This window comes from Actinoplanes sp. NPDC051343, from assembly GCF_044455125.1.
Classification (GTDB): domain Bacteria; phylum Actinomycetota; class Actinomycetes; order Mycobacteriales; family Micromonosporaceae; genus Actinoplanes.
On sequence record NZ_JBITEL010000003.1, the window covers coordinates 152655 to 178114 of the forward strand.

General features: G+C 69.9%; 23 protein-coding genes. 16 read left to right on the forward strand and 7 right to left on the reverse strand.

Features of this window, described 5'->3' with window-relative positions; all coding sequences use genetic code 11:
- Positions 1-22 precede the first annotated feature (22 nt).
- From ACIA5C_RS11325 to ACIA5C_RS11335, 3 genes are read left to right on the forward strand one after another with little or no spacing between them, the layout of a single operon-like run.
- Positions 23-1513, forward strand: a complete 1491-nt coding sequence (locus ACIA5C_RS11325) for a putative Ig domain-containing protein (RefSeq protein ID WP_396053271.1) — start codon at positions 23-25, stop codon at positions 1511-1513.
- A complete protein-coding gene (locus ACIA5C_RS11330; RefSeq protein ID WP_396053273.1) occupies positions 1510-2148 on the forward strand; it encodes a type II secretion system protein J in 639 nt (212 codons plus the stop codon). Before ACIA5C_RS11325 ends, ACIA5C_RS11330 begins: the two co-directional genes overlap by 4 nt.
- Positions 2145-3749, forward strand: coding sequence for a hypothetical protein (locus tag ACIA5C_RS11335; RefSeq protein WP_396053275.1), 1605 nt, complete (start codon positions 2145-2147; stop codon positions 3747-3749). The genes ACIA5C_RS11330 and ACIA5C_RS11335 overlap by 4 nt, the downstream gene beginning before the upstream one ends.
- A gap of 2 nt (positions 3750-3751) precedes the next feature.
- On the opposite strand, the gene ACIA5C_RS11340 is transcribed toward ACIA5C_RS11335, so the two are convergent.
- Both ACIA5C_RS11340 and ACIA5C_RS11345 read right to left on the reverse strand, forming a co-directional pair.
- On the reverse strand, positions 3752-5299 hold the full coding sequence (locus ACIA5C_RS11340) for a diguanylate cyclase domain-containing protein (RefSeq protein WP_396053277.1): 1548 nt from the start codon (positions 5297-5299) through the stop codon (positions 3752-3754).
- A 41-nt stretch (positions 5300-5340) separates the two neighbouring features.
- Positions 5341-8067: a TIM-barrel domain-containing protein gene (locus tag ACIA5C_RS11345; protein ID WP_396054313.1), complete on the reverse strand. Its 2727-nt coding sequence runs from the start codon at positions 8065-8067 to the stop codon at positions 5341-5343.
- 197 nt (positions 8068-8264) lie between these two features.
- On the opposite strand from ACIA5C_RS11345, the gene ACIA5C_RS11350 reads away from it, so the two are divergent.
- Positions 8265-8963, forward strand: a complete 699-nt coding sequence (locus ACIA5C_RS11350; protein WP_396053280.1) for a class I SAM-dependent methyltransferase — start codon at positions 8265-8267, stop codon at positions 8961-8963.
- Positions 8964-8972: 9 nt separating this feature from the next.
- On the opposite strand, the gene ACIA5C_RS11355 is transcribed toward ACIA5C_RS11350, so the two are convergent.
- Positions 8973-9209 carry a hypothetical protein gene (locus ACIA5C_RS11355; protein WP_396053282.1) on the reverse strand — a complete coding sequence of 79 codons (237 nt, stop codon included), beginning with the start codon at positions 9207-9209 and terminating at the stop codon, positions 8973-8975.
- Positions 9210-9336: 127 nt separating this feature from the next.
- Here ACIA5C_RS11355 and ACIA5C_RS11360 point away from each other — a divergent pair, with 127 nt between their 5' ends.
- From ACIA5C_RS11360 to ACIA5C_RS11375, 4 genes are read left to right on the forward strand one after another with little or no spacing between them, the layout of a single operon-like run.
- Positions 9337-9642, forward strand: a complete 306-nt coding sequence (locus ACIA5C_RS11360; protein ID WP_396053284.1) for a hypothetical protein — start codon at positions 9337-9339, stop codon at positions 9640-9642.
- Complete coding sequence (locus ACIA5C_RS11365) at positions 9639-10721, forward strand: M20 family metallopeptidase (RefSeq protein ID WP_396053286.1); 1083 nt, start codon at positions 9639-9641, stop codon at positions 10719-10721. The genes ACIA5C_RS11360 and ACIA5C_RS11365 overlap by 4 nt, the downstream gene beginning before the upstream one ends.
- Positions 10718-11323 carry a DNA-binding response regulator gene (locus ACIA5C_RS11370; protein WP_396053288.1) on the forward strand — a complete coding sequence of 202 codons (606 nt, stop codon included), beginning with the start codon at positions 10718-10720 and terminating at the stop codon, positions 11321-11323. The genes ACIA5C_RS11365 and ACIA5C_RS11370 overlap by 4 nt, the downstream gene beginning before the upstream one ends.
- A 17-nt stretch (positions 11324-11340) precedes the next feature.
- On the forward strand, positions 11341-11880 hold the full coding sequence (locus ACIA5C_RS11375) for a VanZ family protein (RefSeq protein ID WP_396053290.1): 540 nt from the start codon (positions 11341-11343) through the stop codon (positions 11878-11880).
- Here ACIA5C_RS11375 and ACIA5C_RS11380 read toward each other — a convergent pair.
- Both ACIA5C_RS11380 and ACIA5C_RS11385 read right to left on the reverse strand, forming a co-directional pair.
- Entirely contained in the window at positions 11857-12312 is a 456-nt protein-coding gene (locus ACIA5C_RS11380) for a hypothetical protein (protein ID WP_396053292.1), read from the reverse strand. The two genes, ACIA5C_RS11375 and ACIA5C_RS11380, sit on opposite strands and share 24 nt — an antisense overlap.
- 64 nt (positions 12313-12376) lie before the next feature.
- Entirely contained in the window at positions 12377-12595 is a 219-nt protein-coding gene (locus ACIA5C_RS11385; RefSeq protein WP_396053295.1) for a hypothetical protein, read from the reverse strand.
- Positions 12596-12766: 171 nt separating this feature from the next.
- Between ACIA5C_RS11385 and ACIA5C_RS11390 the strand changes: the two genes are divergently transcribed.
- Together ACIA5C_RS11390 and ACIA5C_RS11395 are read left to right on the forward strand one after the other, a co-directional pair.
- Positions 12767-13903, forward strand: a complete 1137-nt coding sequence (locus ACIA5C_RS11390; protein WP_396053297.1) for a serine hydrolase domain-containing protein — start codon at positions 12767-12769, stop codon at positions 13901-13903.
- Between the two features lie 135 nt (positions 13904-14038).
- The gene (locus ACIA5C_RS11395; RefSeq protein WP_396053299.1) at positions 14039-14428 is read left to right on the forward strand and encodes a hypothetical protein; all 390 of its coding nucleotides are present in this window, start codon (positions 14039-14041) and stop codon (positions 14426-14428) included.
- Positions 14429-14520: 92 nt separating this feature from the next.
- On the opposite strand, the gene ACIA5C_RS11400 is transcribed toward ACIA5C_RS11395, so the two are convergent.
- Entirely contained in the window at positions 14521-16419 is a 1899-nt protein-coding gene (locus ACIA5C_RS11400; RefSeq protein ID WP_396053301.1) for an alpha-galactosidase D, read from the reverse strand.
- 99 nt (positions 16420-16518) lie between these two features.
- A complete protein-coding gene (locus ACIA5C_RS11405; RefSeq protein WP_396053303.1) occupies positions 16519-17685 on the reverse strand; it encodes an ROK family protein in 1167 nt (388 codons plus the stop codon).
- Between the two features lie 116 nt (positions 17686-17801).
- Here ACIA5C_RS11405 and ACIA5C_RS11410 point away from each other — a divergent pair, with 116 nt between their 5' ends.
- The 6 genes from ACIA5C_RS11410 (at position 17802) to ACIA5C_RS11435 (ending at position 25426) form a co-directional block, all read left to right on the forward strand.
- Entirely contained in the window at positions 17802-19898 is a 2097-nt protein-coding gene (locus ACIA5C_RS11410) for an alpha-galactosidase (RefSeq protein WP_396053305.1), read from the forward strand.
- Positions 19899-19900: 2 nt separating this feature from the next.
- Positions 19901-21160 carry an ABC transporter substrate-binding protein gene (locus ACIA5C_RS11415; protein WP_396053307.1) on the forward strand — a complete coding sequence of 420 codons (1260 nt, stop codon included), beginning with the start codon at positions 19901-19903 and terminating at the stop codon, positions 21158-21160.
- Entirely contained in the window at positions 21160-22053 is an 894-nt protein-coding gene (locus ACIA5C_RS11420) for a carbohydrate ABC transporter permease (RefSeq protein WP_396053309.1), read from the forward strand. The genes ACIA5C_RS11415 and ACIA5C_RS11420 overlap by 1 nt, the downstream gene beginning before the upstream one ends.
- Entirely contained in the window at positions 22053-22904 is an 852-nt protein-coding gene (locus ACIA5C_RS11425) for a carbohydrate ABC transporter permease (protein WP_396053311.1), read from the forward strand. The genes ACIA5C_RS11420 and ACIA5C_RS11425 overlap by 1 nt, the downstream gene beginning before the upstream one ends.
- A gap of 25 nt (positions 22905-22929) precedes the next feature.
- Complete coding sequence (locus ACIA5C_RS11430) at positions 22930-23886, forward strand: acetylxylan esterase (protein ID WP_396053313.1); 957 nt, start codon at positions 22930-22932, stop codon at positions 23884-23886.
- A gap of 112 nt (positions 23887-23998) precedes the next feature.
- The gene (locus ACIA5C_RS11435) at positions 23999-25426 is read left to right on the forward strand and encodes an MFS transporter (RefSeq protein ID WP_396053315.1); all 1428 of its coding nucleotides are present in this window, start codon (positions 23999-24001) and stop codon (positions 25424-25426) included.
- Positions 25427-25460: the final 34 nt, after the last annotated feature.

A 25460-nucleotide genomic window follows, 5' to 3' on the forward strand; every position in this document is an offset into this window, starting at 1 on the left:
GGGAAGAGGAGATGCACGAGGGATGATCAGGACCCGCCTGCGCTCCGACGGTGGCTTCACCCTTCTCGAAGTCATGGTGGCGATGGCCGTCATCAGCACGATGATGCTGTCGCTCTCCCCGATGTTCGTGACCACCATGCGGGTCAACAACCAGCAGAGCGACCGGCAGGCCGCGATTCAGGCGGCCGACGACGCGATGGAGCGCGTCCGGGCCATTCAGGCGAACGCGCTGCTCACCGGCCGCGACCCGCAGAGCACCGTCGACCAGGCGGTGGCCGCGCCGGCCGAGGTGAAAACGCTCCTCGCCGGCAACGGCAACACGGCCGTCCTGGGCAACGCGACCCTGGCCGAGGCATACCTGGCGTGGGACGACGGTGCCGCGCTGGGAGCCGGTCCGACGGCTGCCCTGCCCACCGCGTCCAATCCGCTCGTGATCAGTGGGGTGCCTTACCAGCAGCAGTGGTTCATCGGCAAGTGCGGTCTCGCCCCACCGGCGGCCGACGGAAGCCAGGCCTGTGTGCCCGGGCTGGCAGGCGCCAGTAACACCCCGCTGTACCGCATCGTGGTCGCGGTCGGCTGGACCGACCGGTTGTGTCCCGCCGGATGTACGTACGTCACGACGTCGCTGATCAGCAGCAAGACCGAGGAACCGGTGTTCAGCATCCGCGACTCGATCCAGCGCGTGAAAATCACCTCGCCGGCCGTCACGCAGACCAACGAGATGTCTGTCCCGGTCAGCGTGCCGTTCGCGGCCAGCGGCTCCGGCGTCACGTGGAAGGCCACCGGACTGCCGACCGGCCTGACCATCGACCCGACCACCGGCGTGGTCAGCGGCGTGCCGACCGTGGCCGCGATCTTCAGCACCCAGCTCACCGCGACCGACGCGAGCGCCCAGGAGGACTACCTCTCGTTCAGCTGGGTCGTCAACAACCTGCCGACCATCCCGTCGCAGGGCACCCTCACCACGCCGGGCAGCGTCGCGTACACCAAGACGTTCGTGGTCACCAAGAGCACCGGCACGGCGCCGTTCACCGGCACCGCGCCCTACACGTGGTCGTGGTCGGGTGTCCCGACAGCGACCTGGACCACCGGCACGCCGCCCGGCCTGACGATGGATCCGGCCACCGGCACCGTCTCGGGCACCCCGAACGTGGGCGGCAGCACGACGGTCACGGTCAGCGTCACCGACTCGTTCAAGCAGGTCGGCACGCGGTCCTTCACCTGGACCGTCACGCCGCTGTCGGTGGGCACGTTCACCGTGCCCGCCTCGAAGGCCGGCACCGCCATCACACCGGTCACGGTGACCGCCGCCGGCGGCATCCCGCCGTACGTCTCCTTCAGCGCCACCAACCTCCCCACCGGCCTCGCCATCGACCCGGCCACCGGCACCATCAGCGGCACCCCGACCCAGGCCAAGACCTTCGCCAACGTGGTGCTCACGGTGACCGACTCGTCGGCCGACGCGGGTTCGCGGACCGCAAGCCGCACCATCAGCACCTGGAAGGTGTCATGACGCGGCGGGGCGACGCCGGCGTGACCCTCATCGAGGTCATGGTCGCGATGGGGCTGATGTCGGTGATCACGGTCCTCGCCACCTCGGCCATCACCGAGATCTACCACTCGGTCAACGAAACCGACAACACCGCCGCGGCGCAGACCCAGGTGACCACCGCTTTCGCCCGCCTCGACCAGGAGGTCCGGTACGCCCGGTCGATCAGCACCCCGGCCGTGGTGGAGGGCGACAACTACGTCGAATACCTGTTGAGCGTCAACAACGTGGACACCTGCGTGGAACTGCGCCTGCGGACGTCGACGAACCAGTTGCAGCGCCGGCAGTGGACCAAGAACGTCGACCCGCCGGCGCCGACCGCCTGGACCACGCTGGCCGACGTCGTCACCTCGGGCGTGCCGTTCACCACGCTCCTGCCGGACAAGGTCGGGATAACCGGCTTCCGTTTCCAGCGGCTGCGGCTCACCGTGAGCGCGGTGCTGGGCGGCGGCAGCGGCGGCGGCACGACCACGACCGGCGGCACCACGCGCAAGACCGACGTCACCTTCACCGCGCTCAACGCCACCGCCGGCAAGACCAACAACGGTGACGACCCGAACGCCGCCACCTGCACCGAGGCCAGAGGAATCCCGTCATGAGACGACTCGGCGACCGTGGATCCATGCCGCTGGCCATGCTGGTGGTGACCGTCGGTGTCACGTTGAGCGGCACGCTGGCCGCCATGGTGATCACCCAGGTGAAGACCGGCGACTTCGAAGCCCGGCGGGTGCAGGCGTTGCATGCCGCCCAGGCCGGCCTCGACGTCGGCCTGGCCGCCGTACGCGGAGCCGTGGACGCGAAGGGTGCGGGCGACACCTCGCTGCTTCCGTGCGGCCCGCTCAAGGGCAGCCTCGGTGACGGCAGCACGGCGTCGTACGTCGTGACGATCAGCTATTTCGGCAAGGACCCGCAGGGTAAACCGGTCGACACCACCGACGGCCTGATCGCCTGCACCGACGCCCGGGCCAAGAATCCCGGTCCGGCCTTCGCCCTGTTCGACTCGATCGGCACCGCGGTCAAGGGTGAGACGGCGAAACGGGAACTGCGCGGCACCTACGTCGTGCACACCGACAACACCAACATCTCCGGTGGCCTCGTCCACGTCTATCGCAACGCTTCCAACCTCAAGGACCTCTGCTTCGATGCGGGCACCGCCGAGCCGGCCCCCGGCACTCCGCTCACCGTGCAGTTCTGCAACGCAGGCGGCACCTCCCAGACGTGGGCGTACGCCGAGAGTCTCCAGTTCGTCCTGGTCGCCTCGCAGACACCGGCGCGCCCGTTCGGCATGTGCGTGGACGCCGGCGGCTACCCGCGGGCGGACCCGACCAAGGTCACCATCCCGGTGCTGATGCAGCCGTGCCAGAGCGATACGCCGGCCCTGTACCGGCAGATGTGGAGTTTCAACGACAGCGCGAACCTCGTCGGCAGCAACAACGTCGGCAGTAACACCGACGGGTACTGCCTGAACGTGCAGAACCCCGACACCCCGGGCAGTGCGGTCATTCTCAACAAGACCTGCGCCGGCGGGTACAACAACGTCAACACGTTCTCGGCCGACGCGAACGTGGGTGCCGGGCAGGCGGGGTCCCAGAAGCCCGGCAAGTACGTCGGCCAGCTGATCAACTACAACCAGTTCGGCCGCTGCCTGGACGACACCGGCCAGAACCGGAACGCCGCGTACATGATCGCGTGGCCCTGCAAGCAGAACCCGAACCCGGCCAACGTGCTGTGGAACCAGCGCTACGTGTTCCCCGCGCTGCCCTCGGCCGCGGATCCCAGCAAAGAGGGCACGGACGCCAACCACGTCACCGGGCCCATCATCATGACCTGGCCGGACACCTCGACCTCGCCGGCCACGCCTGTCTCGTACTGCCTGCAGAGCCCGCTGTCGACCGCGCTCTACCAGTACGTCACGACGAAAGTCTGTGACGGCACCGCGGCCCAGCAGTGGACCGTCTACGGGCACACCATGCACTACGCGACGAGCTACACGATCGTCGACCAGACGGGCGTTAACTGCCTGCAGCCGCGCGACCCGACCACCGCGACGCCCGACATCTACCAGGCGGTCAACCTGATCAGCAAGATCTACGTCGGCAAGTGCAGCGGCTCGACGCTGCAGAAGTGGAACGCCGACAAGAACGTGGTCGGCGCGATGGCTCTGAAGGACGTCACCGAGACCCCGAAGAAGACCAGCTAGATTCAGGCGGCCCGGGCGGTCGCGTCCGTGCTGCAGACCTCGACGCCGTCGCCGCCCGAGCGCTTGACCTGGTACATGGCGGCGTCGGCCTGGATCAGGGCGGCCGGCAGCTCGAGGGCCGGCCCGTCGGCCACCCCGATGCTCACGGTTGCCGGGCAGTTCGGCAGGTCACGCACCGCGCGTACCATCCGGCGGGCGATCTCGGCGCCGGTCGCCGAACCGATTCCCGGCAGCAGCGCGCCGAACTCGTCGCCGCCCAGCCGGGCGATCAGGTCTTCCTCGCGGACCTGCGCGGCGAGCGCGGCCGTGATCGCGCGAAGCGCGTCGTCGCCGGCCGCGTGCCCCTTGGTGTCGTTGATCTGTTTGAACTTGTCGGTGTCGATGACCAGCACCGTCGCCCGGCCGCGGGCCTCCGCGACCGCGCGGTCGAAGGCGCGCCGGTTGGCGATGCCGGTCAGCGGGTCGAGTTCGGCGGCGCGGGCGACCTGCTCGTGCCGCGCGCGCAGAGCCTGAAGGTCGCGGATAGTCTCGGCCGCGTGCAGCGTCTGCTGCCGTTGCAGCCAGAGCGTGGCGGCGAGGGCGTCGCCGTAGGCGAGGGTGCTGGGGGTCTCCCGGGACCCCCGACGATTCAGCAGCACCGCGTAGGTGCGATGGGTGCTGGCCTTGACCAGCCAGTCGGCTTCCGGCGGCAGGTCGGCGACCGCCCGCTCCATCACCTCGAGCGCCTCCTCGGCGCGCCCGGAACGCGACAGCGCGACCCCGTAGAACGGCCAGGCGTAGGCCAGCGCGGCCGGGCTGAGACCGCGTTCCTGCAGAATCGGCAGCAACCGCGAGATGGCGGCGGCGGCGCCCGCCGGGTCGTGCCGGTCGGCGCGTGAGCAGGCGGCGGCCAGCAGCGCCATGTCCCGCCAGGTGCAGGCGTCGGGCCCGGAGACCTCGGCGGCCGCCTGCAGGGCATATCGCTCGGCCTCGGTGGTGTGCTCCTCGGCCGGCTGAATCTGGCCGACCTGGTAAAGCTCGAGCGCCCAGCGCAGGTGCAGCTCGGCCAGGTTGAACAGCCACATCGAGCAGTTGCCGTTCTGCTCCCGGTGCGCCGTGCTCATCGCGTGCGCGGCCCGGAACTGCGGCTCCACCAGCTCGTAGAGGCGCAGCTCGTACCAGCCGATGGCGATCGCGACGGCGGCGTTGACCGCGGCCACCGGGTCGGGTTCGCCCCCGGTCAGCCGTTCGGCCGCGACCAGGTCGCGCAGCGAGGCGTCGATGTCGTAGGCCGCCGGGTCGGACGCACCGAGCTTGAGCCGCTCGGCGGCGCGGGAGCCCAGGGCACACGCCTGCCAGCCGCGGCTGCCCTCAAGGACAGCCGCGGCCAGCATCGGTTCGAGCGCGGCGAGCGAGCCCGCCGGGTCGGCCTCCGCGATGTAGGTGACGACGTTGACGAAGTGGTGTGCGGCCGACGGATCCGCCGCCAGGAGATCGGCGGCGACCGCCCGCACCTCGAGCGCGTCCCCGGCTTGGGCGCGCTCGAGCAGTTGCACGACGTCTTGCGGCATGTCGTCTCTCATCGGCGGCATGCCGGTCGACTGGAGGAAATTCAGGAGCGCACGAACACCGGCATCGTGTCGAGCGTGGTCGTGACCTGAGCGGTGGTGCCGCCCTGGTGTACCTCTGAAGTGAAGTAGTCCTTCCAGGTGTTGCCGGGCGGGAACCAGACCGACGTGGTCACCGCACCCATGCCGGGTGTGGTCACGGGCGCCACGAGGTAGTCGGAACCGTAGAGATATTCGGCGCCGGCCAGGGCATATGCCTCCTGCTGGCTGGGGTACGCGAGGTAGAGCGGCCGCGCGATCGGAAGTCCCGTGGCGGTCGCGTTCTTGGCTGCCGCGTATGTGTAGGGCAGCAGCTTCTCCCGCAGGTTGAGGAACTTCTCGGCGCTCGCCTTGGCGGCCGGCCCGTACTGCCAGGGCAGCCGGTCGCTGTGGTTGGAGTGCAGCCGGTCGATCGGCTGGAACGTGCCGAACTGCACCCACCGGGCGTACAGGTCGTCGGGGAGCTTGGTGCTCCCCGGCTCGGCGCCCGGCGACTGGTTCAGGCCCTGGGTGTGACCGCCGATGTCGTGGCTGACCGCGGCCAGGCCGGTCGACGCCGACTCGCCCGGGGTGTAGCCGACCTCGTACTGCAGGGTGTCCCAGTCCGAGATCGTGTCACCGGTGAAGTGCAGGGTGGTGCGCTTCTCGGCCCACGGTCCGGTCGGCACCGCGGTCGGGCCGCCGTAGCCGCCGGCCTGCAGCGAGCCGTAGCCCCGGGAGAACGCGAAGCCGTTGCGGTCGGCGTACTGCAGGTTGATCCACGAGTCCGGGGTGACGCCGGCGAGCGACGACTTCGAGCTGTCGCAGCACCAGTCGAGCCACCAGAAGTCGACGCCCTGCTGCTCCATCTGCTTGTGCAGGCCGAGGTAGGCGTTCAGCTGGTCGGGGTCGCCCCAGTCGAAGGTGTAGCAGTCGGGGCTGGAGTTGCAGCCGGTCTTCTGCAGTTTGCCCTTGGCGGTCGCCTGGGCCGCGGCGAACTGCGGGTCACTGCCAAGGATGCTGGGGTGGATGTTGAGCGTGGTGTGCAGGCCCTGCGCGTGCACCCAGTCGAAGAACGCTTTGGGGTCGGGGAACCTGGTCGGGTCGATCTCCCAGCCGTTCCACTGGTCGGGCGTCTTGAAGTCGGTGTCGACGACGAGTACGTCCAGCGGCACGCCTTCCGACTTGAACCGCGACACGATCTGCTCGAACTGGGCCGCGGTGCGGTCGTAGTACTCGGAGTACCACACGCCGTAGGTCCACTGCGGGAGCAGCTTGGTCGGGCCGGTCAGGGTGGACAGTTCCTTGAGCCCGCGGGCGTAGTCCTGGCCGTAGCCGAAGACGTACCCGTCCTGCTCGTTCTCCGTCCGCTGCGTGACCTTCTCGGTGGCCGGGTCGAAGAGCGCCGAGGCGCTGTCGTCGAGCAGGCTCCAGCCGTCCTGGTAGAGCAGGCCGGGCTGGGTGAGCGCACCGCCGTCGACGCCGTCCAGGCCACGCCGGTAGCCGCCGAGCGGGGCGTGCGGCGCGAGCAGGGGTGCGGCGGGCAGCACCACGGCGACGGTGTCGATGTTGACGTTGCAGCTGGTGTCGGTCGGGCATTGCACGGCGACCGTGTTGGTGCCCGGCGACAGCGTGACCGGCACGCTGACCGTGCGCCAGTAGTCCCAGCCGCTGGTCGGCGGGAGGGTCGCGGTCACCGGCGCGCGGGTACCCGACTGCACGGCCACGGTGCGCGACTGCAGGGGCTGGCTGCCCGCTTTGCCGTTGGCGTACCGCAGTTGCAGCCGGTAGCTGCCGGGAGCGGGAACTCCGGTGACGGTCAGCGTGTCGGCGGCCCCCGCGTGCTCCAGGCCGGCGACGAACGCCGTACCGGAGAAGCCGTTGTGGTCCGCCGCGGTCCGGCCGCCGCCGGCCAGGTTCCCGGTCTCTGCTTCGCAGAGATTGCCGAAGGCACAGGGTTTCGGCGCCGATTGCGCCGGTGCCGGGTACGCGTCCCCGGGCCGCACGACGGCAAGGCTGTCGACGTTGACGTTGCCCGAGTCGGTGGCCGTGCGCTGGATCGTGACCTCGTGCCGGCCGCTGGGCAGGCTGATCGGCAGCGTGGCCAGGGCCCAGGTGTCCCAGGAACCGGTGGGCGGCAGGCTGAGCTTCTGCCCGGCGCCGCCGTCGACCGCAACGGTCAGCGTGCGGGTCGTGTTCTGGCCGTCGCCGCCGGTCGCGTTGGCGTAGCGGAGGTCGAGCTGGTAGCTGCCGGCGGCCGGGGCGGTGACCCCGAAGCTGAGCCCGTCGCCGGTCGACTGGAAGCCGGCCGCGAAGCCGCGCCCGGTGTACCCACTGTGGTCGGTGGCGACCGACGGCCCGTGCAGCGCCATGCTCTCGGCCTCACAGAGAGTGCCGAAGGCGCAGTCGGGAGTGCCGTGCCCCGCCCAGGGTGCCGCGTCGACGTTCTGCGAGCCGCTGTGCAACTGGACGGTGAGGTTGTCGGCCGTGAACGGCCCGGAGCCGGTCTTGTAGCGGAGCGTGACCTGTCCGGTGTCGATGGTCAGCCAGCCGTTGCTGGTGGTGCTGGTGAACTTCGGCGGGGTGAACGCGTTGCGTCCCACCACGTTGAAGGTGCCTGCGTCGACGAAGTGCCCGCTCGGCGAGTACTCGGTGCGGATCAGGGTGGGGGAGAGAACCTCGAAGCGGGCGTTACCGGCGGCTACCGTCGCGCTCGGTTTCGCGGCCTCGGCGGGTGTGGTGGCGGTGAGCATCAGACCTGATGCGATGAGAAGAGCTGCGGTGCCGGCGGTCCATCGTCGGGGCAACTTCCGACTCCTTCCAACGTTGTAAGACAACGCTGTCATCGAGCAATGAAGACTGTCAATGGTGGTGATCGGAAGTGCCCGTTTCCCCACCGGCCGCCGATCTTCTCGCTACGTTCCGTTATGAGACGGAACGGAGTGTGGGCATGCAGGCAACCCTGGTGCGGCAGATGACCGACCTGGAAGAGGACCACTGGTGGTTCCGCGAGAAGCGGCACCTGCTCGCTCGCGAACTGCGCCGCATGGGCACCCCGCGGCGGGCCCTCGACATCGGGGCGGCCGGCGGCGGCAACACCACCGTGCTCAGCGAGTTCGGCTGGAGCCCGGTCGCCGCCGACCTCTCCGAGACCGCGGTCGAGATCGCGCGGAGCCGGGGCTTCGACGCGGTACGGGCCGACGTCCGCCGCCTGCCCTGGGCGAACGGCGAATTCGACCTGCTCACCGCGTTCGAGGTGCTCGAGCACGTCGACGACGACGTCCGGGCGGCCGCCGAGTGCCACCGCGTGCTGCGGCCCGGCGGCACCGCCATCTTCACCGTGCCGGCCGACATGAAGCTCTGGTCGTCCCACGACGTCGCCTGCGACCACTTCCGCCGCTACGACCGGGACGGTTTCCGCCGGCTGCTCGAAGGGGCCGGCTTCGTCATCCAGTCGCTCTGGAGCTGGAACGTGCTGCTCCGGCCGGTCGCCGCCTGGCACCGCCGGCACTCCGAGGGCAGCGACATCGACGACCGGCCGCCGGCCCTGCTCAACGCCGCCCTCTCCACGATCATCCGGGCCGAGCGCTACCTGCCGGTCAAGAACCTGCCCGGAGTCTCCCTGATCGCCCGCGTACACCGAGTCTGAGCAGGCGGACTAAGCGCCTGCGGCCCGCCGCCACTCCCGGTCCCAGCCGTCGCAGGCGTCGTCCGACTCGTCGGCCAGCACGTCGAGCAGATCGGGACCCCGCTGACCGACGTCGATCGTGCCGCCGACCAGGCCGAGCATCGAGGCGCAGTCGCGGCCGAAGCCCTTCACCATCCGGTCGGCCCGGGTCAGATGCCCGCAGCGGGCACAGCGCTTGAGCGGCCGGGCCGGCGGATCGGGAAACATGATCTCAGTTTGCCGCCGTACGCTCCGCTTTTGATGTTTCCGCGCCGTCGGCGGTCGATGACGTCTTCGCCTCGACTCTCGGCCGCGCCTGATCCGGGGCCGGTGCCGATGACGGATGCTGGTAGGCATGACCGCCACCATGAACGCCCTGGTCGGCATCCTCGGCTGGGGCACGCACAGCCTCGCGCCGCTCTCCTTCCGCGGCGCCGGCTATTCCGGCGTCTTCACGCTGCTGCCGCTGATCACCGGCGAGGGCCGGGCCCGCCACGGCGAAATCCTCACCGAGGCGGCCCGCCCGGCCGACGCGGGCCGGCTGACCCCGATCGTCCATCCCGAGGTGTACGACTGGGACACGAGCACCGAGCCCTACGAAACGGTGGGTTCCGGCGCCGCCCTCGGCAAGGTCGTCCTCGATCTGACCGCGAAGCGGTGACCGACGCGCTGCTGCGGCTGCTGGCGATCCGGTCGACCGCGGGCCGGCCGGAGGATCTGCGGCGGGCGCTCGACCTCGTGCTCGGGGTCGTTGGGCCCGGGTTCACCGTGGAGCGGTTCGAGTCGGGCGGCAAGCCGTCGGCGCTGCTCTATCCCGGGCCGGAGCGGCCACACTTCCGGGTGTTGTTCAACGGGCATCTCGACGTCGTGCCGGGCTCCGCGGAGCAGTTCCGGCCGCGGCGGGCCGGGCCTTTCCTGTACGCGCGGGGCGCGCACGACATGAAAGCGGCCGCTCTCGTCCTCGCCGAGGTGTTTCGCGACACCGCCCGCCGGCTGCCCTTCCCGCTCGGCCTGCAACTGGTCACCGACGAGGAGGTCGGCGGGTACGACGGCACGGCCCATCAGGAGGTCGACGCCGACTTCGTGCTGATCGGCGAGCAGAGCGGGCTCCGCGTGGTGGCCGAGTCGAAGGGGATCCTGCAGGTGCGGCTGGTGGCCCGGGGCAGGTCGGCCCACGCCGCGTACCCCTGGCTGGGAAGCAATGCGCTGGTGGCGCTCCAGGCCGGCGTCGGCGCCGTGCTGGCCCGCTATCCGACGCCGGAGGCGGAGGTGTGGCGGACGACGGTCAATCTGGCGCGGATCGAGACCGGCAACCGGGCCGTCAATCAGGTGCCGGCCGAGGCCACGGCCTGGCTGGACGTGCGGTTCCCGCCGGACGACCCCGATTTCGCCGGCCGCTCGAAGGAGGCGATCGCGGCCCGTCTGCGGGAGCTTTCCGGCCTCGAGGTCGTCGTGGACAGCCTCGGGGCGCCGCATTCCGCCGATCCCTCGTCCGCCGACGTCCGGCGACTGCAGGAGGCGGCCGGGTCGCCCGGCACGCTGCTGCGCAAACACGGGGCGGCGGACGGGCGGTTCTACTCGGCGCGCGGCATCGACGCGGTGATCTTCGGCCCGGGCGGGGCGGGGCAGCACGGGCCGGACGAGCACCTTGACCTGCGGACGCTCGAGCCGTATAGAGAGGAGTTGATTGATTTTCTGCGGCGGGTAGCCTCTTCCGGTGAGGGGGGCGGAGTGCCGTGATCCGAGTGCTCGTGGCGCGCAACAGCGGATACTTCGGTGTCGAGGTGCGGGTGCTGCTCAGCGCGCAGTCCGATCTCGAGATCGTCGGCACGCTGCCGTTCGACAGCGACCTGGCCGGCGCGGCGGCGCCGCTCACGCCCGACGTCATCGTGGTCGACACCGAGCTGATGGTCGGGCAGGTGCTGCCGGTCGCGGCCGAGGTGCGGGCGCGGGTGCCGTCGTGCGCGGTGCTGGTGCTGTGCGACCCGGCCAAGCGGGGCATGCTGCCGCCGCGGCGCCGGGGCCGGCAGGTGAGTTTCCTGCTCAAGGAGGCGTCGCCGGCCTACCTGGCCGACTCGATCCGGCGCCTGGCGGCGGGCGAGCGCATCGTCCATCCCCGCCTGCAGATGGCGTCGATGGCCGTCCAGCGCGATCTGAGCACGCGCGAGCTGGAGGTGCTGGCCCTGGCCGCCGAGGGCGATTCGGTCAGCGACATCGCCCGGCGGCTGTCGCTGTCCGGCGGCACGGTCCGTAACTACCTGTCCGCCGTGATCACCAAGACCGGGGCCCGCAACCGCATCGACGCGATCCGGATAGTCCGCCGGGACGGCTGGCTTCACTGATCGGTTACGCTGCGTAGGTGGAACTCCCGACCGTCCTCGGCCGCGGCTGGGCGTTGCTGGTGCTTGTCGCGTACCCGTTCGCGGTCCTGGCCATGCGGCAGCGAAACCGCTGCCGGGTCGCGCTTTCCGGTCTGCTTTTCCTGTACGCCACGGCGGTGGTCGCCGTGACGATCTTCCCGATCAGCGTGGTCCCGTCGTCGTGGCGCGTGGCCGAGCGCTGGTGGGACGTGTTGCGACCGATTCCGTTCATGGTGCCGCCGGTCGGGTTCGCGCTCAACATCGTCATGTTCATGCCGTTCGGCGTCCTGGTGCCGCTGTTGTGGCCCCGGGCCGCGACGATCCGCCGGGTACTCGGATGGTCGCTGGCGTCGAGTGCGCTCATCGAGTTCACCCAGTTGGCGATGTGGGTCGGGCTGGGCAACCGCCGTTACTTCGACGTCAACGACCTGTTCTCGAACACGGTCGGCGCGGTCTTCGGCTTCGTGTTGTTCCGTACGCTGCGGCCCGCGGCGGCTGCCGAGCGTGCCGCTGTCTCAGCGGGCTCGCCAGACGCGTAGGTGGCCCTCGGCGGTGGCCGGGCGGCCAAGGTCGGGGCGGCCGGGGCGGCCGGGGCGGGGGCAGCCCGGGCGGCGGAGGGTGAGCAGAGCGGACAGCGCGCCGGCGAGCAGTCCGGCCGACGTGCCGATCACCAGATCGCACCGCAGGTCGGGCGAGGACAGATGGGTGGGGACGGCCGCGGCCGCCGGGGCGGACCCGTCGGCGGCCAGGGCGCGGGCGGCCGCCGCGGCCGCGGCCGCCGCGTGGGTGGCCGACCCCGAGCGGGCGGTTATCTCGACCGGGGGACCGTCGCTGGTGACCACATAAGCCCGTGCGATGTATTGCGGCGGGACCGTCACGCCGTACATCAGACCGGCGAAGCCGCCGATCAGCGCGAGCAACAGCACCAGGCCGAACCGGCCGACGGGCCGGCGGAGCAGCGGCGGGGGCATGCCGGAATCGTGGCACCTGCCCGGGTCAGGCCGAAAGTCGCAAATGTCACCGAGAACGTGAGGGTTATTCGAAGAGGTCGTGCAGGCGGGGCGGGGGAGGCGGACTGTGCCGGCCCCGGTTGGGCGGCAGCGGCGGCATCGAACCGGGCGACGGGCGGGCTGTGGCCAGCAGGGCGTGGACGTGGGCCCGGGCGACGAGACGATCGGCCTGGTCCTCGGAGGTGGCCTTGGACGCTTCGGACAGCAACCGCTCGGCCTCGGCGTAGTGCTGATGGGGTGTCATCGCGGTGCCTCCGAGGTCGCGATCAAGGTCTCATGATCCCAGTCAACCCCGCGGCCCCGGGATCGTCCACCGCCTGTCGCCCGCCCGAGAAAATCTTGGAACAGTCCTGAACTATCCACAGTCACGCTCCGTACCCGTGTGTAAGCGGAAAGAGAACATGGGGGAACGGACATGACGACGAGCTGGTGGGAGCGGCAAGGCGACCTGATCATGCGCAGGCCGTTCAACGAGTGGACCTTCACCCACATGAACCGGGTGCTGCCGAGTGAGCCGATCACCAAGGGCGAGCCCCGGCCGTTCCCGGTCGAGCCGGCCGATCTGGGCGGCCTGCGGTACGGCGCCGGCTACAACCTCGACGACCTGCACCGCCGCACCTTCACGACCGCGTTCGTGGTGCTGCGCGACGGGATGCTCGTGCACGAGGCGTACCCGGGGGTCTTCGCCCGCCCGGGCGCCCGCATGCAACTGTTCTCGCTGTCGAAGTCGGTGTTGTCGATGATGGTCGGCATCGCGCTCGCCGAGAAGCGCATCGCGGGCATCGAGGAGCCGGTGACGGCCTACCGGCCCGACTTCCGGGGTACCGCCTACCAGGACGTCACCATCGCCCAACTGCTCGACATGACCAGCGGCGTCGGCGACCTCGAGGTCTGGGACGTCGAGGACAGCGGCATCAAGCGCTTCGAGCGCGCGGTCGCCGGCGGCGGCGACGTCCTGGAGATCGTCAAGGGTGCCGTCCGCAGCCGGGAGGCCGGGGAGCGCTTCAACTACTCGACCTTCGACAGCCAGGTGCTCGGCTGGGTGCTCGAGGCGGCGACCGGCGAGAGCCTCGCGAGCTATGCGACGCGCAAGCTGTGGCAGAAGGTCGGCGCCGAGCACGACGCGTACTACTGGCTGACCCGGCGCCGGCCGCGGACGGCGATCGGCGCGGGGTCGCTCAACGCGACCGCGCGCGATCTCGCCCGCCTCGGCCAGGTGATGGCGGACGACGGCTTGGCGGCGGGTGAGCGGGTGGTTCCGGCCGATTGGGTACGCCGGAGCCGGATGCCGCGGCACGGGGTCGGCACACTGGGCCCGAGCGGATATCCGCACTACGGCTACGCCAACCACTGGTGGACCCTCGACAACGGCGCGTTCACCGGCGTGGGTGTGCACGGCCAATATCTGTACGTCGACCCGGCGGCCCGGATCGTGATCGTCAAGTGCAGCGCCTGGCCGACGCAGGACGATCCGGAGCGAGACTCCGAGACGATTACTGCCCTCAAAGCGGTCGCTTCACACCTTTCTGCCGGCCGGTTGATCACGACTTAGCCGAAAGTATTACCGCGAAAAGGGTGTTCCCGCCCCGAACAGGCGACCGTCTCGGCGATCTTCGGCCAATCGTCGCGGCGAACTGATCTCCTCTTTCCAGCAAGACTGAATTTCGGAAATATGAGGAGAAAAGTGATGAATCGCTTCACGCGTCTGCTGGCTATCACCGGCATGGGTCTCGGTGCCGCTGTCGCGCTCGCCGGACCGGCCCAGGCGTCCACCGCCGGCGCCGCCCACAAGGCGCCGGTTTCCACCAAGGCCAGCTGGGGCAACGACGACCGGGTCGTGGCCTTCTTCAACGACCCGTTCACCTGCAACCGCGTCGGCCGCCTGGGCGAGATGCGGGACCGCTGGGACGACTACGACTGCATCCGCGTCCACGGTGACTGGGCGCTCTCGGTCTCGGAGAACGACTGGGACGACTGGAACCGTCCGTTCGACCTGGGTGGCCACCACTTCGGCGGTCACTGGGGCGGCTTCCGGCAGACCCGCCAGTTCTTCCCGTTCCACCACGGTCGCCGCTGAAGTAACTCAGTAGCTCAGTAGCTCAGTAACTCAGTAAACGAAGCGGGTCACGCCCTCCCCAGAGCGTGACCCGCTTCCATTGTGGAGAGACTTTACCGCGGTGACACCGGCACCTGGATGGCGTCGATGTCCGGCGAGTAGACGGCCGAGCTGCTGTCGATCTCGACCGTGTTGCTTCCGGCGTGCAGATCGAGCGGCACGGTCGCGGTGGCCGCCCGGTCCCAGGCGCCGCTCGACACGAAGCCCAGCGTCACCGGGGACTGCCCGTTCGCCGAGACCGTCGCCGAGCGCGGGTCACCGCTGACGTACCGGATGTTGACCTGATAGGTGCCGCTGCGGCTCACCTTGACGTTCTTGAACTGCACCGCGCCGCCGTTGTACAGGTTGCCGATCTTCTTGCCGCCCGAGCAGTTCGCGCAGTCGGCCGGGCCGGCCCCGTTGATCACCGCGTTGGCCGGGCTCTCCGCCTCGTACGCCGTGACGCCGGTGCCGCCGTGCCTGGCCGGTGTGACGCGGTAGAGCATCGTGCCGTGCGCCGGGATCGTCGCCGAGATGCCACCGTCGTGCGAGCCGATGTTGCGCTGCGCCCACACGTCCCGGACGTCGGCGCGGCCACTGAAGCCGAGGCTGGTCCAGTTCGCCGACACCTGAGCCGGGAACGAGCCCATGTTGAACAGGGCTACGGTGTAGGAACCGTCCTTGTCGGGCGCTCCCCAGACCTGCGCGGTGCCCTGCGGGGTCACCGGACGCGCGGCGACTCCGGCCTGGTCGATGCCGATCACCTCGCGGTTGGTGAACAGCGATTTCCCGTACGCGTCGAGCTGCGAGACGTCGTCACCGGTGTAGAGCGGCGCCGCCGAGATGGCCCACAGCGTCATGTACGCGCGTCGCTCGTCGTTCGTGAGCCCGTCGACCTCGCCGTTGCCGACGTCGAGCGAGTCGAGGTCGTTCCAGCCGCCGGGTCCGGCCCAGGGCTGCCACGCGGGCACGTCGTCCCACCGGATCTTGACCGAGTTGTTCCAGGTGACCAGCGTGTTGCAGTAGCACTCCACGTCGGTGTCGATGCGCCAGCCGTTGGAGTTGGCCTTCCAGTCGGCGGCGTAGTTGCGGTCGAGTGACCACGAGATCAGGAACCGGATCGGGCGGCCGGTCCGGCCGATCGCGGCCTTCCACGCCTGCACGTCGGCGACGTTGTTGTAGTTGTCGCCGCTCTTGAACGAGCCCGGCCCGACGCCGTCCAGCTTGAGGAAGTCGAAGCCCCAGGAGGCGATCAGCGCGGCCTGCGAGTCGATGTACTTCTGCGCGCACGGCTTGCTGAAATCGATCTTGTAACCGATGTCCCACCCGTTGGTCGTCCGCAGGTCGGGGTAGACGATGTCGCCGGTGGTGCAGCCGGGCGCGTCGGCAATCGGCGTCTTGCCACCGTTGTAGGCCGGGATGTCGAGGCCGACCGCGAGGTAGATGCCGGCCTTGAGCCCCTTGCTGTGGATGTAGTCGGCGACCGGCTTCATCCCGTTCGGGAAGCGCTGCGGCGAAGCGATCTCGCGGCCGTTGTCGTCGAAGTGAAGAGCGTCCCATCCGCCGCCGGTGATGTCCCGCGACCAGCCGGCGTCGATGTCGATGTACTGGTAGCCGTACGGCTTGAGGTTCTTGGCCACCGCGTCGACCTGCTTGAGCAGGTTGTCCTGGGTGAGCCAGGAACCGCCGCCGTTCGGGTTGAGGCCGGGCCGGGTCGACGACTCCATGCTCCAGCTCGACCAGCCCATGAGCGGGGTGTCGGCGACGCCGGCGGCGGCCTGCTGAGCGGCGGCGGCCATCGCGCTGGACCGCTGCGCGGTGGAGGGGTCCTTGGTTTTGGCGCCGGGGGTGACGGCGTTGGACCTCGGTGTCGGCTTCGGGAAGGGTGCGCCGCCGGCGGAGGCCGGGGTGGCGCCGAGGGCGAGCGCCAGTCCGGATCCGAGGAGCGCGAGTGCTACGTGAGCGGGTCTCACTGCTGGTCCTCCAGTTGAGCAGGGGGTATCGCTCGTCCACAGTCGGGCCGCCGGGGGGCGACGACCCGACTGTGGACGAACTTCAGAGGGAGAAAGGCATTAGGGAAGCGGGATGACGCGCGACTGGATGCTGACGGCGGCGGCCCCGCGCGCCCACTCCTCGAACGGCAGGGGCCGGATGGAAAGCGGGCAATCGGCCGCAGCCCCGAAGGCCTGCCGCTCGAAGCCCGCGCGGATCGAAGTCTCGAACAGGTCGTAGGCGGCCAGTCCCTCGCCGGATACCACGATCCGGCTCGGCCCGACCAGGTTGGCGACCGCTGCGATGCCGAGCCCGATGGCCTCGCCGGCCCGGGCGAACACCGCCTTGACGCCGGGGTCCCCGCCCCGGGCCAGCGCGACCGCGTCGTCCAGGGAGAGGGAAGGCCGCGCGGTCACGGTGCGAGCCTGGGCGACCAGGGGCTCGGTACCCGCGATCGCCTCGACACACCCCCGGCCCCCGCAGTAGCAGACCGGCCCGGCCGCGTCGACCGAGAGGTGGCCGATCTCGCCGGCCACCCCGTGACCGCCGGCGACCAGCCGCCCGTTGACGACGAGCCCGCAGCCGATGCCGGACCCGACGGTGACCAGGGCGAACGAATCCGCCCCGGCCCCTTCGCCGAACCAGTGCTCGGCCGTGGTGAGTGCCTTGACGTCGTTCTCCACGGTCACCACCAGGCCGGTGGCGTCCGCGACGAGCTTGGCCAGGCTGACGTTGTGCCAGCGCAGGAAGGGTGAGTAGCGCACGAGCCCGGATTCGCGGTCGACGTCCCCCGAGACCGCGAGACCGAGCCGTCCGGTCCGACCCTGGAACGGACCGGAGCCGAGCAGGGAGGTGACCAGGGCCGAGATCGACGCGATCACGTCGTCGACCTCGGCGCCGGCCAGCCGCCGGTGTTCGACCGCCCGCACCTGGGCGGTCAGGTCGCACACCACACCGATGAGCTCGTCGCCGGTCAGCTTGATGCCGACGAAGAACTCCCGGTCCGGGCACACCGACAGGGGGGCCGCCGGGCGTCCGGCCCCGGGGCCGGTGCGCTCGGTCGCGGCGTGCTCGGTCAGGTAGCCGGCGTCGATCAGGGGCCGGGCCGCCTTGGTGACCGCGGCCGATGAGAGCCCGAGCTTGCGGGCCAGGCTGACGCGGCTCTGCGGGCCCTCGATGACCAGTGCGGTCAGGATGGCCGCGGCGGCGGGGGACCCGGCCAGAACGGCGTCGTCTACCGGAGGCATGTCCCGAAAGCTAGGACTAATAATTAACTTCGTCAAGTATTGATTTCCGGGAATCCCCGGTCCTAACCTCGCCCCACGTCATCGATCTGACATCGACGTGTAACCGCGAGGACTCCATGCCTGTCGCCTACGAGCCCCACCGCCGCCTCTGGCTGCTGACCGGGCCGTCCACCTCCTACGCCGTCCGGCTCGCCGCCGACGACGGGGTCCGGCACGTCCACTGGGGCGTGCCGATCACCCTGGACCAGGCGGCCGAGCTGGCCGACCGCGACGAGCGGACGCCGCACCCGGCCGCCAGCAGCTTCGAGCACGGCGTCGGCCCCGAGGAGCTGCCGGCCGAGGGCGGCCCGCGGTTCGGCCCGGCCGCGCTGCAGGTGCGCTTCGCCGACGGCGCCAGGGCGGTCGAGTGGCGCCACACCGGCGCCCACGTCGAAGAGAACAGCCTGCGCATCGACCTCGCCGACCGGCACTACCCGCTCGCCGTCGCCCTGCACTACCGGCTGGCCGGCGACGTCGTCGAGCGGTGGACCGCGGTCACCAACCACGGCACCACCGGCATCACGGTGCTGCGCTGCGACTCCGCCGCGTGGACCGTCCCGGCCCGGTCGCGGCACCGGCTCAGCCACCTCGTCGGCGCCTGGAGCAGCGAATTCCGCCTGCAGCGGGCCGACCTGCCGACCGCCGAAACCGTGCTGACCAGCCGGCGCGGCGTCACCAGCCACCACGCCAACCCGTGGCTGGCGATCGACGACGGCACCGCGGGCGAGGAGCACGGCGAGGTCTTCAGCGCCGCTCTCGCCTGGAGCGGCAGCTGGCGCATCACCGTCCATCGCGACCCGTCCGGCCGGGCCGGCTTCACCGGCGGCTTCGGCCACGAGGGCCTGACCTGGACCCTCGCGCCGGGCGAGACGCTCGAGACGCCGGCCTTCGCCGGCCTGCACACCATGTCGGGGTTCGGCGCGGCGAGCCGGTCCTGGCACCTTTACGTACGCGACGAGATCCTGCCCGAAGCGCAGGAAACCCGTCCCGTGCTCTACAACTCCTGGGAGGCCACCGGCTTCGACGTGGACGAGGCGGGTCAGCTCGCCCTCGCCGCGCGCGCCGCCGGCCTCGGTGCCGAGCTGTTCGTGATGGACGACGGCTGGTTCGGCGCCCGCACCAGCGAGCGGGCCGGCCTGGGCGACTGGACGCCCAACCCGCATCGCTTCCCCCGCGGCCTGGCCCCCCTGGCCGCCGAGGTACGCCGGCTCGGCATGCGCTTCGGGCTCTGGCTCGAACCCGAGATGGTGAACCCGGACAGCGACCTCTACCGCGCGCACCCCGACTGGGTGCTGCACATGCCGCACCGGCGGCGTACCGAGATGCGCCACCAGCTGGTGCTCAACCTGGGCCGCCCGGACGTCGCGGCCTGGACACACCGGTGGCTCGACGCGCTCGTCGGCGACCTGGGCCTCGACTTCCTCAAGTGGGACGCCAACCGGCCGTTCACCGAGGCCGGCTGGCCCGGCCACCCCGACCCGGACCGGGTGCACCTGGCACACACCCGGGCCGTCTACCAGATCATGGACCGGCTCCGCGCCGACCATCCCGGCCTGCGCATCGAGTCGTGCGCCGGCGGTGGCGGCCGGGCCGACCTGGGCATTCTGCGCCGCACCGACCAGGTGTGGCCGTCCGACAACACCGACGCGGCCGACCGGATCGCGATCCAGCACGGCTTCGGCCAGCTGTTCCCGGCCCGGGTCATGGGCGCCTGGGTCACCGACAGCCCGAACGTCACCACCGGGCGGGTTGTCCCGCTGCGGTTCCGCTTCCACGTGGCGATGGCGGGGGTGCTCGGCCTCGGCGGGGATCTGACCGCCTGGACCGCCGAGGAACTCAAGGAGGCGGCCGGCCTGGTCGCCGCCTACAAGCTGGTGCGACCGGTCGTGCAGCAAGGCGCGGCCTACCGGCTGAGCGGCGGCGGGACGCTCACCGGGGTGCACTACGCGCTCGGGGACGACCACGTGATCCTCGCCTGGTGCCCGAGCCGCCCGTACGGCCACACCCCCGGGCCGTTGCGGCTCGCCGCGGTCGACCCCGTGGGCGTCTACCGCGATCTCGACACTGCCGCGACCCACTCCGGGGCGGCCCTGCTCACCCAGGGCCTGCCCCTCGATCTCCCGGCCGGCGACCACGCGAGCGCGCTCGTCCGCCTCAAACTTGTCAAGGAGTAAGAATGAGCTACTCACGCCGTACGGTAATAAAGGGCGCCGCCGCACTCGGCGCGATACCGATTCTCGCTGCTTGCAGCGGCGGTAAGCCGCCGGCGAGCGCCGACAGCAAGGCCACCTCGCTCGGCTCCGGTCTCGCCGACGCCGTGCCGAAGTCGGGCATCCAGGCGATGGCCGACGGCTTCCAGGCCTCGTCCGGCGACACCGTGCGCCTCAACGTCATGCCACGCGACCAGCTGGTCAACAACATCAGCAGCTACCTGCAGTCGAACCCGGAGGACGTGGTCACCTGGTTCGCCGGCTACCGGATGCGCTACTACGCGGCGAAGGGCCTGCTGGCGCCGGTCGACGACGTGTGGGAGACGATCGGCAGGAACTTCGGGGCCGGCCTGGCCGACGCTTCGTCCAACGACGGCAAGAAGTACCTGGTGCCCAACTACAACTACCCGTGGGCCGTCTTCTATCGCAAGAGCGTCTGGCAGCAGCACGGCTACCAGGTGCCGGCCACGTGGGACGCGCTGATCGCGCTGTGCACCCGGATGAAGAAGGACGGCCTGAGCCCGATCGCGTTCGGCGACAAGGACGGCTGGCCGGCCATGGGCACCTTCGACTACCTCAACATGCGCACCAACGGCTACCAGTTCCACGTCGACCTGACCGCGCACAAGGAGTCCTGGAGCTCGCCCAAGGTGCAGGCGGTCTTCGACAACTGGAAGCAGCTGCTGCCCTTCCAGGACACCGGATCGCTCGGCGCGACCTGGCAGCAGGCCGCCCACAACATGGCCAACAAGAAGTCGGGCATGTACCTGATCGGCACGTTCCTGCTCCAGGAGATCACCGACAAGTCCATCGTGGACGACCTGGACTTTTTCCCGTTCCCGGCGATCGCGGTCGAGGGCACCGACGCGATCGAGGCGCCGATCGACGGGTTCGTGCTGTCGGCCAAGGGCAAGGACAACCCGGCCGCCAAGGCGTTCCTGAAGTACCTGGGCACCGGGGCGGCGCAGGACGCGTACGCCTCGAAGGACCCCTCCAACCTGCAGACCGCGGCCGACGCCGACACGTCGAGCTTCTCGCCGATCCAGAAGAAGGCGGCCGAGATGATCGCCCAGTCCAAGAACGTCAGCCAGTTCTTCGACCGCGATGCGCTGCCCGCGATGGCGACCAACGTGATGATCCCGGCGCTCCAGAGCTTCCTCAAGGACGGCAAGATCGACCTGAACAGCATGGAGACGCAGGCCAAGACCCTCTACGCCTCCGCCTGATGTCCGGTCGCGTCCGCCGCCTCACCGGGGGCGACCGAGCGGTGCTCACGGTCATGGTCGCCATCCCCACGCTGATCCAGGCCGTGCTGATCTGGATCCCGACGCTGCTCTCGATCGGCCTGTCCTTCACCCATTGGAACGGGCTGGCCGTCTCCGACATCAAGTCGGCCGGGCTGGGCAACTACCGGTTCGCGCTCGAGGACTACCCGCCGTTCTGGCCCGCCATCTGGCACAACGTCATCTGGCTGGCCTTCCTGGCGCTCGTCGCGACCCCGCTCGGCCTGCTGCTCGCGGTGCTGCTCGACCAGCAGATCAAGGGCACCCGGCTCTACCAGAGCATCTTCTTCACCCCGGTGATGCTCTCGCTGGTGCTGGTCGGCATCATCTGGCAGCTGGTCTACGCCCGCGACGAGGGCCTGCTCAACAACGTGCTCGGCACGGCCGGAAAACCCAACGCGGTCGACTGGTTCGGCGATCCGCACGTCAACCTGTGGGCGGCCCTGGTCGCCACCGGCTGGCGGCACGCCGGGTACATCATGATTCTCTATCTGGCCGGGCTGAAGGGCCTCGATCCGACCCTGCGCGAGGCGGCGTCGGTCGACGGCGCGAACAGGCGGCAGACGTTCTTCCGGGTCGTCTTCCCGGCCATGCGCCAGATCAACATCCTGGTCGTGGTGATCACGTTCATCGAGGCACTTCGCGCGTTCGACATCGCCTGGGTGATCAATCACGGCACCAACGGGCTGGAACTGCTCAGCATCCTGGTCATCCAGAACCTCGTGGGTGAGGGCCAGGTGATCGGCGTCGGGTCGGCGCTGGCCGTACTGCTGCTGATCGTCTCGCTGATCCCGATCGTCATCTACCTCATGCGGACGTTCCGGAGGGCCGACTGATGCATCGTCCGCGCTATGGCACTCACCTGTTCTTGCTGGTCATGTCCGCGTTCTGGCTGACACCGTTCCTGTGGACGCTATACACGTCGTTGCGGCCCAAGTCCGATACCGACAAATACGGCTACTGGAGCCTGCACGGGTCGTTCAACTTCGGCAATTACCGCACCGCCTGGACCGAGGGCCAGCTGCCGACGTACTTCGTGAACTCGCTCTACATCGCCGTGCCGGCGGTCATCCTCACGCTCGTGCTGGCGTCGATGATGGCGTTCGCGGTCAGCCGCTACACGTGGAAGTTCAACGTGACGCTGCTGGTGCTGTTCACCGCCGGCAACATGCTGCCGCCCCAGGTGCTGGCCGCGCCCCTGTTCGAGATGTTCAAGCACACGTCCCTGCCGTACGCGATCAGCTCCTCGGGCTCGCTGCTCGACACCTACTACGCGGTGATCGCGGTCGAGACCGCGTTCCAGCTCGGCTTCTGTACGTTCGTCCTCTCCAACTACATGAAGACCCTGCCCGGCGAGCTCACCGAGGCGGCCCTGGTCGACGGCGCGGGGGTGTGGCGGCAGTTCCGCCGGATCGTGCTGCCGCTGACCCGGCCCGCGCTGGCCGCGCTCGCGACCCTCCAGGTGATCTGGCTGTACAACGACTTCTTCTGGCCGTTGCTGTTCATCCAGAGCGGCGACCGCCTGCCGATCACGACCGGGGTCAACAGCCTCCAGGGCCAGTTCCTGATGAACTACAACCTGATCGCGGCCGGCGCCACGATCACGGTCATCCCGACGCTCGTCGTCTACCTGGCGTTGCAGAGACATTTCGTCGCCGGGCTGACCTTGGGCGCCAGCAAGGGGTGAGAATGATCTTTTTGGAGGAGACCTGATGGCTCAATTCGACCTGCCGGTTGAGCAACTTGCGGCATTCAACCCTTCCGTCGCGGCACCGGATGATTTCGACGAATTCTGGAGGTCGACGCTGGCCTCCGCCGGCGAGCACGACCTGGGGGCCACGTTCACCGAGGTCGACGTGCTCCTGCCCGAGGTCAGGGTCTACGACGTGCGCTTCGCCGGCTACGCGGGGCAACCCGTCGCGGCCTGGTTCCTCACCCCGGCTTCCGGGGGCGGCCCACGCCCCTGCGTGGTCAACTTCATCGGGTACGGCGGGGGCCGCGGCCGGCCGCACGAGTGGCTGGTCTGGCCGGCGGCCGGCTTTTCGGTGCTGGTCATGGACTCGCGCGGCCAGGGCGACGGCGACACCGAGGACGTGCCCGGCGTCGGCGTGCAGCACCGGGGGCTGATCACCCGGGGCGTCCTCAACCGCGACGACTACTACTACCGCCGGCTGTTCACCGACGCGGTGCGCGCGGTCGACGCGGCCCTGACCCGGCCCGAGGTCGACCCGTCCCGCGTCGTGGTGGCGGGCGCCAGCCAGGGCGGCGCGCTCTCGCAGGCGGTCGCCGGCCTACGCGCCGACCTGGCCGGCGCCATCGTCGACGTGCCGTTCCTGACCCACTTCCGCCGGGCCACCGAGATCACCGACGCCTACCCCTACCGCGAGCTGTCGGACATGCTGCAGCTCAACCGCGACAAGGTCGACGACGTCTTCGCCACCCTGTCCTACTTCGACGGCCTGCACTTCGCGGCCCGCGGCACGGCACCGGCGCTCTACACGGTCGGCCTGATGGACGCCATCTGCCCGCCGTCGACGGTCTACGCGGCCTACAACCGTTACCCGGGCCCGAAACAGATCCAGGTCTGGCCCTACAACGGCCACGAGAGCGGCGCGACCTTCCAGCCGCCGGTCAACCTCCGCTGGCTGCGCACAGTTCTCGGGAGCTGATCCGACGGCCGGCAATCGGTGTTCGAGCCACCGGGACACCGGGATTCCCTGGGGCGTGGGCCGGGGAAGTCTGGGGGCACGCCGGTTTCCCGTCCCCCAAGGAGTTGGTCCCATGTCGACCGTAGCCTCCGGCCCCGCCCTCGTCGCCCGGCTCGACCGCCTGCCGCGCCATGCCGTGGCGTTCGCCGCCACCGGGATCGTCGGGCTCGGGATGTTCGTGGCGTTCTACTGCAACTTCAACATCAACGTGTCGTTCATCCAGACCTGCATGGCGATCAAGCCCGGCTGTACACCCGGGAACGCGGGGGAGTTCCTGTCCCGGCCGGTGGTGCTGTTCCTGGTCGGCTACATGGCCGGGTGCCTGGGCCTCGCTCCGCTGTCCGACCGGCTGGGCCGCCGTCCGCTCCTCGCCGTCGTGCTCGGGTTCGCCCTGGTCGGCTCGCTCGTCACCGCGGTCGCCACCACCTACCCCGTGTTCGTGCTGGGACGGGCCATCACCGGTGTGGTGCTCGGCGGCATCCTGGCCGTCGGCAACACGTACATCGGGGAGACCGCGCCGGCCGCGGCGCGTGCCCGTTACACGGCGATCACCTTCATCATGTGCACGCTCGGCGCCATGGTCGGGATCGGCCTGGGCCTGCTGCTCACCACCGAGCCGGCCTCGTTTCCGGACGGCCTGCCGGTCGCGCTCGCCGGTCCGGACTTCGGCAGCGGGTGGCGGTGGATCTACGGCATCGCCGCTGTGGTCGCGGCGATCGCCGTTCTCAACTCGCTGCGACTCCCCGAGTCGCCGCGCTGGCTGATCGAGCACGGTCGCCTCGCCGAGGCGGAACGGGTGGTGAGCGCGCTGGAGGAGCGAGCCCTGCGCCGCGGACCGCTGCCCGAGCCGGCCGCTCATGTGGTGCTGCCCGAGCACGAGAAGCCGGTCGCCGCCGCCTACCGCGAACTGTTCTCCGAAGCCCGATATCGAAACCGGACGATCCTGCTCGTGTTCATGTGGATCTTCGGGTACGCCACCGTCTTCGCCTACTCGACCGGCTCTACCTCGGTCCTCACCGGCCTGGGCTTCACCCCGCCGGTGGCCGGCATGATCTCCGCGGTGGGTGGTATCGGGTTCTTCGTGCAGGGCCTCTTCTCCGCCCGATATTCCGAGGCGGTCGAAAGGCGGTTCTGGCTTCCCATCGGGGCGGCCCTGACCATCGTGGGGGCGGTGTTGATCGCCGCACTCGGCGACTCGATCGGCTGGGCCTTCGCCGGCTCGTTCATCGTCTTCTTCGGTTTCAACGTCTGGGTGCCGGCGACCTTCGCGCTTTCGGCCGAAAGCTTCCCGACCCGCATCCGATCGGCCGGGTTCGGATTGGTCGACGGTCTCGGTGTCACCGGCGGCATGATCGGCGTGCTGGTCATCGCCCCGCTGGTCGGGCATCTGGCCGCTCTAGCAGCGCTGCTGCTGATTTCGGGTTTCCAGATCGTCGCCGCGGTCCTGGCCCAGTTCACGCCCCGTACCCGTAACCGGGCGCTGGAAGACGTCTCCCCCTGAAAGGCCACCGAGGGACCGGGCCGGGCGAAGGCCC